At 40.5% G+C, this 11,490-nt stretch carries 9 protein-coding genes; 5 read left to right on the forward strand and 4 right to left on the reverse strand.

All coding sequences use genetic code 11. The features are described 5' to 3' along the window. Window positions 1-41 precede the first annotated feature (41 nt). From KGY70_10610 to KGY70_10620, 3 genes are all read left to right on the forward strand, one after another. Entirely contained in the window at window positions 42-743 is a 702-nt protein-coding gene (locus tag KGY70_10610; protein ID MBS3775631.1) for a serine/threonine protein phosphatase, read from the forward strand. Window positions 744-829: 86 nt separating this feature from the next. Further along, the gene (ppk1, locus tag KGY70_10615; protein MBS3775632.1) at window positions 830-2,923 is read left to right on the forward strand and encodes a polyphosphate kinase 1; all 2,094 of its coding nucleotides are present in this window, start codon (window positions 830-832) and stop codon (window positions 2,921-2,923) included. Window positions 2,924-2,968: 45 nt separating this feature from the next. Then, on the forward strand, window positions 2,969-3,214 hold the full coding sequence (locus tag KGY70_10620) for a DUF2007 domain-containing protein (GenBank protein ID MBS3775633.1): 246 nt from the start codon (window positions 2,969-2,971) through the stop codon (window positions 3,212-3,214). Between the two features lie 19 nt (window positions 3,215-3,233). Here KGY70_10620 and KGY70_10625 read toward each other — a convergent pair whose 3' ends face one another. Further along, window positions 3,234-5,135 carry an AMP-binding protein gene (locus KGY70_10625; GenBank protein MBS3775634.1) on the reverse strand — a complete coding sequence of 634 codons (1,902 nt, stop codon included), beginning with the start codon at window positions 5,133-5,135 and terminating at the stop codon, window positions 3,234-3,236. 204 nt (window positions 5,136-5,339) lie between these two features. Here KGY70_10625 and KGY70_10630 point away from each other — a divergent pair, with 204 nt between their 5' ends. Continuing rightward, window positions 5,340-5,813, forward strand: coding sequence for a hypothetical protein (locus tag KGY70_10630; GenBank protein MBS3775635.1), 474 nt, complete (start codon window positions 5,340-5,342; stop codon window positions 5,811-5,813). Window positions 5,814-5,965: 152 nt separating this feature from the next. Beyond that, complete coding sequence (locus KGY70_10635) at window positions 5,966-7,894, forward strand: MFS transporter (protein MBS3775636.1); 1,929 nt, start codon at window positions 5,966-5,968, stop codon at window positions 7,892-7,894. A 46-nt stretch (window positions 7,895-7,940) separates the two neighbouring features. Here the strand turns inward: KGY70_10635 and KGY70_10640 are convergent, their stop codons facing one another. The 3 genes from KGY70_10640 to KGY70_10650 form a co-directional block, all read right to left on the reverse strand. Continuing rightward, on the reverse strand, window positions 7,941-9,203 hold the full coding sequence (locus KGY70_10640; GenBank protein MBS3775637.1) for an adenylosuccinate synthase: 1,263 nt from the start codon (window positions 9,201-9,203) through the stop codon (window positions 7,941-7,943). Window positions 9,204-9,306: 103 nt separating this feature from the next. Further along, window positions 9,307-9,774: a transcriptional repressor gene (locus tag KGY70_10645; protein ID MBS3775638.1), complete on the reverse strand. Its 468-nt coding sequence runs from the start codon at window positions 9,772-9,774 to the stop codon at window positions 9,307-9,309. Between the two features lie 367 nt (window positions 9,775-10,141). Then, on the reverse strand, window positions 10,142-11,490 hold a 1,349-nt coding region (locus tag KGY70_10650), incomplete at its 5' end, for a bifunctional (p)ppGpp synthetase/guanosine-3',5'-bis(diphosphate) 3'-pyrophosphohydrolase (GenBank protein ID MBS3775639.1).

Genomic DNA, 11,490 nt, shown 5'->3' on the forward strand with positions numbered 1-11,490 from the left:
GGGGAGACTACGAACTGTTAACTAATAAATAAGAAGTAAATATGAGGTATGCAATAGGGGATGTACACGGATGTTATAAAAGCCTTCGCAAGTTGGTAGAAGACATACTGCAGGTAAGAAAAGAAGATGAATTATATTTTGTGGGGGATTTTATTGACCGGGGACCTTCGGGGAAGGAGGTGATTGACTATATCATTGACATGATGGATAAAGGTTACCGTATTCAAGCGGTAAGAGGCAATCATGAAGAGATGATGATTGATGCTTATCTTTACCGGACCGCTGAAAAATATATGTTATGGATGTTCAACGGAGCTGATGCCACTCTTGCCAGTTACGGTGCAGAATCTCCTAGGTTTGATGACAGAGCCGCTTTAAGCGCATTGCCTGAATCCCATATGGAATTTATACGAAAAATGCCTTATTGCATTGAATTGGATGATTCCATCATTGTTCATGCGGGGATCAATTTCAGGGCAGAAGAGCCCTTTAAGGATGTTCGTTCCATGATATGGTGCAGGGATTGTTCAAACAACCTTTCTCTTTCAGACAACCGCTTTATTGTACATGGCCATACTCCATTGCCGCTTAAGCAGATTCAGCAGATGTTAGAGCGTGAAAATGAGGCACAATTTGATATCGATGCAGGTTGTGTGTACAAGGGATATTCCGGCATGGGCAATTTGGTTGCGCTGGATATGGATAACCTTAAGGTTTATCACACAGAAAATATGGATTTTTGAGATCATGGGAGGAGCCAATTGCTTCGAATTGATTATTTTTGATTGCCGAAACATATAAGAAATCACACAGCACAGCGAGAGAGCGTATGAATTCAGAACACATCAATTCCCGGTTTATAAACCGGGAAATAAGTTGGCTTTCTTTTAATCACAGGGTGCTTCAGGAAGCGGCTGACCCTTCTAATCCACTTATTCGGAGAATAAGGTTTCTTGGCATTCATTCAAACAACAGGGATGAGTTTTTTCGCATAAGGGTAGCCACTGTAAGAAGAATTGCAGCTTTCAGAGACCGGAAAAAGCTGCTTGGCAACAAAACACCCCATGAATTGCTGCAGGAGATTCAGAGCATTATTGTCGGGCAACAGCAAAAGTTCGAGCAGATTTATAAGGATTTGCTCAGTGAAATGAGGGAATATAATATTCACGTGGTCAATGAAACCCAGTTAACAGAGGAGCAGGGGCAATTTGTGGAAAAATTTTATAATGAGCGCATTCGACCCATTCTTGTCCCTATTATGCTGCAATATACCCGCGAATTTCCCTATCTTAGAGATGAACCCATTTATTTTGCTGTTAAGTTGCACAAAGGGGATAATCCCCGTAAAACCCGGTATGCCCTTCTTGATCTGGCTACGGAAATATTGCCGAGATTTGTGGTTTTACCTAAGGTTGGTGACAACAAATACATCATTATTCTGGATGATATTGTCCGGTATTGTTTGAATGACATTTTTTCCTTCTTTGATTATGATAAGGCAGAGGCATATACCATTAAAATTACCAGAGATGCAGAATTGGATATTGATGATGACATTTCCAAGAGCTTCATGGAAAAAATGTCGCTGAGTTTGGAAAAAAGAAAAAGTGGGCAGCCGGTTCGTTTTGTTTACGATGCATCCATGCCGGAAGATTTGCTGAATTATTTTCAGAAGCGCATGAGGCTTGGACGTGAGGATAACATTATTTCCGGAGGCCGCTATCATAATTTCAAGGATTTCATGGGGTTTCCCAATATCGGCCCCCTGCATCTTGAAAACAGGACCAAGCCCCCGGTTCCTCCTATGTATTTTGAACACCATAAAAGTATTCTTGAGGAAATCAAGGAAAGGGATCACATTTTGCACTTTCCTTATCAATCTTTCAGGTATTATATAGATATGCTCAGGGAGGCCGCTATTGATCCCCGGGTTACTTCTATACAAATAACCCTTTACAGGGTTGCTAAAGAGTCAGTTGTAATCAACTCCCTGATCAATGCAGCCAAGAATGGCAAGAAGGTGATCGTAGTAATTGAGCTTCAGGCACGGTTTGATGAAGAAGCCAATATATACTGGTCGAACCGGCTCCAGGAAGTCGGAGCCAAAGTCATTCATGGAGTTCCCGGATTGAAAGTTCATTGTAAGCTTACATTGATAGAACGCCAGATTAATAAGCGAATTGAGCATTTTGCATATATCGGAACAGGAAACTTTCATGAAGAAACCACCAAAATATACTGTGATGAGGGATTGTTTACTTTTGATAAGCGCATCACCTCAGATGTGGTGAAAATCTTTGAATTTTTTGAAATAAATTATAAACAGCATATATTTAATCATATTATTCTTTCTCCTTTCAGCACCAGGCGCCATTTTCTTTATCATATCGATCATGAGATCAAAAATGCCAAAAGAGGCAAAAAAGCATTCATGATCATCAAAATGAACAGTCTGGTGGATGAAGAGATGATGGAAAAGCTATATGAGGCCAGTCAGGCAGGAGTTGAAATCAAACTGATCATTCGGGGCATTTGTTCGCTTAAACCGGGCGTTCCGGGTTTGAGCGATAATATAGAAGCAATCAGCATTGTAGATAAATTCCTGGAACATTCGAGGATATTTTATTTTTATCATGGTGGAAATGAGAAAGTTTACATATCTTCCGCCGATTGGATGGTAAGGAATCTCGACCGGAGAATAGAGGTCACCTGTCCGGTATACGACCCGGAAATCAAGCGTGAGTTGAAAAAAATGCTCAGAATCCAGTTGAACGACAATGTAAAGGCCAGGATTCTGGATGATAAACAGGATAATAAGTATGTTCGTAATAATGATAAAAGGGTGAGGGCGCAGGACGCTTATTATTATTATTTGAAACGGCGTAAAAGTCAAATCGAAAATCTCAAGCGAAAAAAAGAATAACAAATGCCGGGGATTAGCCGTTAGATGATACAAATGAATGCATAGATGGGACCAGAAGATCAGTTAACATATCTTTATACCGCTTCTCAGATCAATGCAGGTTTTATTAAGCTTTACCTTGAAGAGCATTATATTCCCTGTTTTATTCGCAATGATATGCATTCAGGCATAACAGCCGGATTTGGAGCTGCCCTTCCGGGTAGTGAAACCAAGGTTTTCGTTAAAAAGAAACATTTCATGCAAGCCAGGGTTCTTTTGAACAGATACCTGAAAGAAAGAGAAGAACAGTAGAAAATCTTTAACCTGCAGGTTAAAACCGGCTGACGATGTTTTTGTTTTGATGGTTAAAGATGTCTTTTCCTTCCGGTGTATAAAGAAAATCAATGCGATCCTTGTAAAACCTCTCAATTTTTCTTCTAACAATCTTCAGTGTACTGTTAAGCATTTTGTTTTCCTCTGTAAAAGGTTCTCCAAGAACTGCAATGGCGGCTGGCATCCATCTTTCAGGAAACATATTCTGGTATTCCCCGCCTTTTTTGAATTTGTCAATTTCCTCCTGGATTAGTTGCAGTGCTGTGTTTTGTCCTTCCTCGCTTTGCATGGAGTATCCCTGCCGGGCCACATAATTCTTTACGGCCTCTTTGTTAGGCACTATAAGCCCCACCGTATAGGCATCCTGGTTGTTATGCAGCATGCACTGATCTATGTAGTCACAATGTTCAATCAGGGCTTCTTCAATGGACTCGGGGCTGAATTTTTCCCCGTCGTTCCCGATGAGAAGGCTTTTATATCTCCCCAGTACATAGAGAAATCCGTCTTTATCCATATAACCGAGGTCGCCAGAATATAACCAGCCATCTTTTATGGATTCACTGGTTGCTTTTTCGTTCTTCCAGTATCCTATCATTACGTTTTCTCCACGTACTACAATTTCACCCTTTTCTCCCACAGGAAGCTCTTTCCCGTTTTCATCACAGATTTTGAGCTCGATGTTTTCAACCAGAAAACCGGAAGAGCCCAGTTTGTGCTTATGAGGGGTATTGGATGAAATGATAGGGGAGGTTTCTGACAGTCCATATCCCTGGAACATGGGCATACCTATGGCATAAAAGAACCGCTGGAGTTCAAGATCAAGCAGGGCACCTCCGCCAATGAAAAAGTCCAGTTCACCTCCGAAGCCTTCACGTATCTTGCTAAAAATAAGTTTGTCATATAGTTTTAGCAGCGGAGCTTTTAAAAACTGCAGGCCTTTGCCCCTGTTGTATCCTTCCTTATTATAAGCATAAGCTGTTTTCAAGGCAATGCGGAATAGTTTTTCAATGACGCCTCCTTTTTCACTGATCCCTTTTTCTATGTTTTTTCTGAAGCTTTTGGCCAGGGCAGGAACGCTCAGCAGAAGATTCGGCTTAAGTTCTTTGATGTTCCTGGGTATATTTCTGAGCGTTTCCATTTGGTTTTTGCCCACTTCAATTGTGCCGATGCTGGCACCACTGGCTATGAAACTATAGATCCCCGCCGTATGTGCAAAGGAATGGTCCAGGGGAAGGATGAGTAAAGTTTTGTAGTATTCCGGAATATCCATCAGGGTTAAGGCCTGCTCCACATTGGCGGTGTAATTTCGATGGGAAAGGATGATTCCTTTTGGATCTGCTGTAGTACCTGACGTGTAGCAAATGTTTGCGTAGTCTTCTGGTTGAATTGCCTCATAGGTACTTTCAAAATCTGTCCTGTTGGTTTTAAGGTAATTTTCACCCAGATTGTAGATTTCTTCTTTCGACACTTCATCATTCCCATATTGATCCCTGGTATCCAGGTAAATGATCTTTTCCAGTTCAGGCAGGTCATTTTTTATGGCATCAATCTTCCAGGCCTGGTTATTCGAAACAATAATTATCCGGCTACCTGAGTGTGATAACCTGAATTTAAGTTCCGTGGTAGCATCCAGTTTTACCGATAAGGGAACATTGATTGCACCGGTGTATAATATGGCCAGTTCACTTATGATCCAGTCGTTGCGACCTTCGGATAGTAAGGCCACTCTATGTCCTTTTTTTACTCCCATATTCATTAACCCGGCTGCAAACTGATGTACATTTTGTCGGGTTTGAGCATAAGTGGTAGCAACATATTGGCCATTCTGCTTTTCCCATAAAAGCGTGTTTTCGGGGTGCTCATCCACTTTATTTTCAAATAAACTAACTAGTGTTTGCATAAGAAGGATATTTTTTGTGGTCTCAAATTTAAAAATAAATGATATGATTTGTTTATTATTACATGGGTAATATATATTGTTTTGAATTTCAGTTTGTATTTTGTGAATGACGTTTAGGGGCGGCTTTTTTATTGTTTCTATATTTTTTTATCTCAGAATAATTTACTTATATTTGTATGACATGAAAGCCTAAATATCAGGGATATGAAAAAACAATTACTTCTAATATTTTTACTGACAGGTATATTGATTCAATCCTGCGATTTTTTTAAGAAACAAGATATGTTCTCCAATGAACCGGATTCTCTACTTGTATATCAAAAAAGGCGGGATAGTCTGCGGTTTATGGATTCAATCCAAACCCTCAGGAATAGGTTATCCTCCTTGAAGAATAGAAATCAACAGATACTGGATTCCATCAGAAATGAGACCGGCCGCCGGGAACCCTCCGGATATAAGTATCACATCATTGTAGGAAGCTTTAAGAACAAGGAATATTTAAATTCATATAACAGATATGTACAAGAGAAAGGGTTTGATACACAGATACTTCGAAATGAATATGGTTTTAGTTTGATTTCTGTGGAATCGTTTGATAGTTGGCGTCAGGCAGCTAAAACGCTTGAGGAATTGCGGGAAAATTTTGAAGAAACAGCCTGGATTTATGTAGCCGGTTAATTCTGTAAGATATATTGTTCAATATTGGGGGAAAGGTCCAGTCAGGTCTTTTCCCTTTTTTTATCCGGGCATATATATAACATTTGGGAAATTAAGGAAAAGTTTTAGATTTGATGCTGAAAATTTAATGAAAATCCCTAAAAGATCATTTGATGGCAGGAAGAACGCTTAAAGATTCTGTATTCATGCGGTGGCTGGTATTGATAATCAGCAGTGCCGTTATGTTTTTCAACTATTATTTTTATGATGCTTTATCCCCTCTGAAGGATTTGATGCAAGATAATCTCGGGTTTTCCTCTTCTGAATACGGTACATTGATGTCGGCCTATTCCGTGCCGAATATTTTTCTTTTAATGGCTGTTTTGGGTGGAATTATTCTGGATAAGATCGGTATAAGGATAACGGGGTTTGTATTCATTCTTTTGATGGCTGTGGGTACCACCATTACTGCTTACGGGGCTTCCGAGGCTTATTTGGCCGGCGGTTTTGGATATGGTTTTATGAACTCATTCTGGCCCAGTGTTTCACCTGCTTTGAAAATGATGTACCTTGGTTTTTTCATCTTCGGACTTGGTGCGGAGACAAGCATTGTGGTGCTCTCCAAAGTAATTGTGAAGTGGTTTAAGGGAAAAGAAATCGCTTTGGCATTGGGGTTAAACCTCGCCATCGGACGACTGGGAACCGCACTGGCACTGAATTTATCCCCCGCTTTGGCCGAAGTGCAATGGACCAATGCCATATGGTTTGGTGTCATGTTATTATGGATCGGTTTGCTGACATTTATTATCTATATCTTTTTGGATATCAAAATAGACCGTCAAATTCGTGAAACCTTACCCCATGATCCGGAAGATGAATTCAAATGGAGGGATTTGAAATTATTGGTTACCAATCCCACTTTTATATATATAACCTTACTGTGCGTCACTTTTTATTCTGCCGTTTTTCCTTTCGTTAAGTATGCACCCGATCTTCTGATGAATAAGTACGATCTGGAAAGGCAGATCAGCAGTAATATTTCTTCCATCCTGATGTATGGAACCATTGCTCTTACTCCTTTGTTTGGGTGGATTGCCGATTTTAAAGGAAAAAGCGCTACCCTGATGTATCTGGGCTCTGTGTTGTTAATTGCTGCGCATCTTATGTTCGCCAAAACCATGATACCTCCGTATATTCCTATTTTTATCCTGGGTGTGGCATTTTCACTTGTACCTGCTGCCATGTGGCCGGCTGTAACAAAGATTGTGGGAGAAAATAAAATCGGCACGGCCTATGGGGCTATGTTTTCAGTACAAAATCTCGGCCTTTGGGCACTTCCTATTTTGATCGGTATGGTACTGGATTCATCCAACCCGGATTATCAGACTGAACTGACCAACGCTCAGTATGTAACCTTGCAGGAGACAGGGGAATATCGGGGAACATATTATAAGGGTAAAGACGAGATTGGAAAGAATGCCGAATTTAAAGTTAAATATATTGTTCATGAGGATAGCTGTACCGGCAATATTGTTTGGAGGGCCATACATGAAGTACAATCCGGAGAAAACGGAGAATATACCATACGCGTTGGTGAGGAGGATATCATAACCCAGGCTGAATTTGAAAAGTTGAATATAGATCAGTATAATCTGGGCATTAGGGTTGAGGATATGGATAGAAAAAAGGAGCCGCTTATTGTGGATGAAACTTTGAATATAGGTAATACCGATGAACCATACTCTGGTATATACCGGAGTTCCGGCGAACTTATTACAAATGAAAAATTTGATGCACTGATCACAGTTTATAACCGGGAAAACAACGATGTGGTCTACAAGGAGAAGCAAAACCTTCGCACGGATGACCAGGGTAAAATGCATATCGAAATCGGGAAGGGTGTGGTTCAGGAAGCAGGCTACCGCTATTTTAACCTGAAGGATGGAACTTATTGTGCTGAAGTGCTTACTCCACTGGATTATACCAACTCAATGCTTATGTTATCATTGCTTGGAGTATTGGGCCTTTTCTTTGCATTCTTGCTGAAACGTGATGATAAAACCTCCGGTTACGGCCTGGAGAAGCCCAATAAAACCGAATAGCAATAAATCTGTCAAAGCCGGACAATTTTTTTCAGAGTCGTATAATTTACTTTTCAATTAAATGTTTCCTGTCCGGTCCGTTTGATATTAGGGTCACGGGAACGCCTGTTTGATCTTCTATGAATTGGATATATTCTTTAAAGGATTCGGGAAGATCGTTGAATTGATCCACTTTCGAGATGTCGGTGTCCCAGCCTTCAAATTCCTTATAGATGGGTTCCTCGATCTGATATAGGTCGTATGGGAGATAATCGATTTCTTCCCCGTTGATTTTATAACCCGTGCATACTTTAATCTTTTTAAATTTACTCAGTACATCGGCTTTGGTCATAAGCAGCTCGGTCACTCCGTTCAGCATAATGGCATATTTCAGGGCAGGAAGGTCAAGCCAGCCACAGCGTCTGGGTCTGCCGGTCGTTGCCCCGTACTCATTACCCTGATTTTGAAGCTTTTCTCCTTCCTCGTTGGTCAGCTCGGTAGGAAAAGGACCGCTTCCAACACGTGTGCAATACGCTTTGAATACCCCGTAAACATTACCAACATTTTTCGGCGAAACGCCCAACCCTATACAAGCTCCGGCACATATGGTGTTAGAAGAAGTGACGTAAGGGTAAGAACCAAAATCAATGTCAAGGAGTGTTCCCTGCGCTCCCTCAGCCAATACGGATTTTCCTTCTTTCATCAAACGGTTGATTTCATGCTCGCTGTCCGTAAAACGAAAATTTTTCAACAGATCGATGGCTTCAAACCATTTTTTTTCCTTTTCTTCCAGCTCGTATTCATAATCATATTGTTTCAGGAGGGTTTTGTGTTTGTTTTTTAAAAATTCATACCGCTCCATGAAATTTTTGTCTTCAATGTCTCCTACACGCAAGCCGTTACGTCCGGTTTTATCCATATAGGTAGGTCCGATGCCTTTCAAAGTGGAACCGATTTTGGATTTGCCTTTGGCAGCTTCTGAGGCAGCATCTAGAATTTGGTGGGTGGGCAAAATTAAATGGGCTTTTCTGGATATCAGTAGATTGTTGTTGATATTCACTCCTTTTTCCTGCAACTCTTCCACTTCCTGTTTGAGCATCACAGGGTCAATAACCACGCCGTTGCCAATGATATTCAGTATCCGTTCATGAAAAACACCTGAAGGTATGTTATGCAGGATGTGTTTTACATTATCGAATTCAAGTGAATGGCCGGCATTCGGTCCTCCCTGAAATCTTGCAATTACATTGTAGTGGGAAGCCAAAACATCAACAATTTTACCTTTTCCTTCATCACCCCATTGTAGCCCAAGTAACACATTGACTTTCATATTCATTGTTTTTATAAATTTAATTTAAATGAAAATCTTAAAAATAAAAAAATCCCCTTTGATGGAAAGGAGATTTTTAATGTTTTTTTAAATAATGTGGTTTTTATTTTTTTCTGTTTAGTTTTTTATTCTTGCAATCTTTGCAGAATCCGTAAAAATAAAGCGAATGATAATCGATGTCGAACTCCATAAGATCGGAGATGGTATCTTGAATTTCCTGGATTCTTGGATCGCAAAATTCAATTACCTTCCCGCATTCCTGGCAGATCAGATGATCATGTTGCCGGCACTGATAAGCCTTCTCAAACTGGGCAATGTTTTTGCCAAATTGATGTTTGACTACCAGATTGCTTTCCAGCAGCAATTCAATTGTGTTATATAATGTGGCCCGGCTAACCCTATAATTCTTGTTTTTCATGGAGATATACAGGGTTTCTATATCGAAATGGTTGTCCCGGGAATATACTTCATCAAGAATGGCGTAACGTTCAGGTGTTTTTCTGTGCCCCCGCCTTTCCAGATAGGCAGTGAATATTTTTTTGACTGTTTCTTTGGTTTCGGTACATACCATGGTTGTATCCAATAACTATTTTAATTTAGTATAAATTTAAAATAAAAATTTCACTACCCACAAAATTATTTAGAATTATTTTAAAAAATAATTCCAACCCGAATTATTCTTGAATAATTCTGACGCTATTGAAAAACCTAACTTTTTGCTTCAATAAATTTCGCAAAAAGTCGGTTTTTCTAATGCGGGGTAGCCTGCATCCATCCCGCAACCCATCCCGCATTCAAAAACTTCACTATCCCGCTTCCTCAGCGGGATTTTTGAATAATGCAGGCTAAATCCATTAAGAATACAAATTGAAGGGAATTTTTGTTTATATAAATTTCAAGTGCTGGTTGCTTTCGGCGGCTGGCATTTTGATGGCTGTTCAAACGTCTTCGATTCGCTTGACCGAATCGATGCCCTGCAGTTTACTGAGGTTTAAGATGAGGTTGTTCAAATCGCTTACACTATGTACGTATAATTCAATGTAGCTTTCAAACATTCCGTCTATGGTATCGATGTTCAGTTTTCGGATGTTGGCATTCAGTTCATTGGATATCAAAGTGGTAATATCTTTTGCAATGCCGAGTCTGTCAATTCCTTTAATACTAAGCTTGGCCAGAAAAGAGAGGTAGGTATGGGTGGTCCACTGAGCCGGCACAATATACTGCCCCTGACTTGACATGAGTTTGATTGCTGTAGGGCACCCGGTTTTGTGAACAATAATGATGTTGTTATTGGGCATTTTGTATCCTACCACCTCATCACCCGGTATGGGATGGCAACATTCGGCGATTTGATAGGGCAGTTGATTGTCGTTTTCGTTTTCACTGATGATATAAGGTGATTGGTAGTCGAAGTTTTCTCCGGACTTTTCCGTATAAGGGCTTTTTCTGCTTTTCGGCATGGTTTTATGGGCTGTTCTGGAAATCTGTAAGCCCCAGTAACGGATAAATTTGCTGCGTGAGTGTTTTTTGATGATTTTATCAATACCATCCAGGGAAATAATTCCGCTTCCGATTTTGCTGTACAATTCCTCCTTAGAACTTACTTCATAAGCTTCCAGGAGTTTTCGGATAAGATTGGAATTGGGCCTTAAGCCAAAACGGCTCAGGTTTTTTTCAAGTTCTTTTTTTCCTTTATAGGTCCGGTTTTTTGTTTCGGCTTTTATAGCATTGGTAATACTGGCTTTCGCCTTGGCTGTGGTCACATAGTTGAGCCATTCTCGTTGAATTTTCTGGTTATCGGAGGTCAGTATCTCCACCTGATCTCCGTTCTGCAATTCGTGACTCAAAGGTACGAGTTGATGATTAACTTTTGCCCCAATGGCTTTGTTTCCAACCTCTGAATGGATTTCATAGGCAAAATCGAGTGCAGTGGACTTGGCGGGCAATCTTTTGGCATCTCCTTTCGGAGTAAAAACAAATATTTCAGAAGCAAAGAGATTCAGGCGGAATTCATCCAGGAACTCCATGGTATCAGGTGTGGGGTTATTAAGATGTTCCTTGATCCTTGACAGCCATTGGTCCAGGGCATTGTTCCGCTCTTTTTCGTCTTTATATTTCCATCTGGCCGCAAAACCTTTCTTGGCGAAATCATCCATTCGGTTGGTACGAATCTGAACCTCCATCCAGTTGCCCCGTGGTCCCATCACTGTAACATGGAGTGCTTCATAACCATTTGATTTCGGTGCGCTTATCCAGTCCCGTATGCGCTCAGGCTTGGGTACATATA

Source organism: Bacteroidales bacterium (assembly GCA_018334875.1).
GTDB lineage: Bacteria > Bacteroidota > Bacteroidia > Bacteroidales > UBA12077 > JAGXLC01.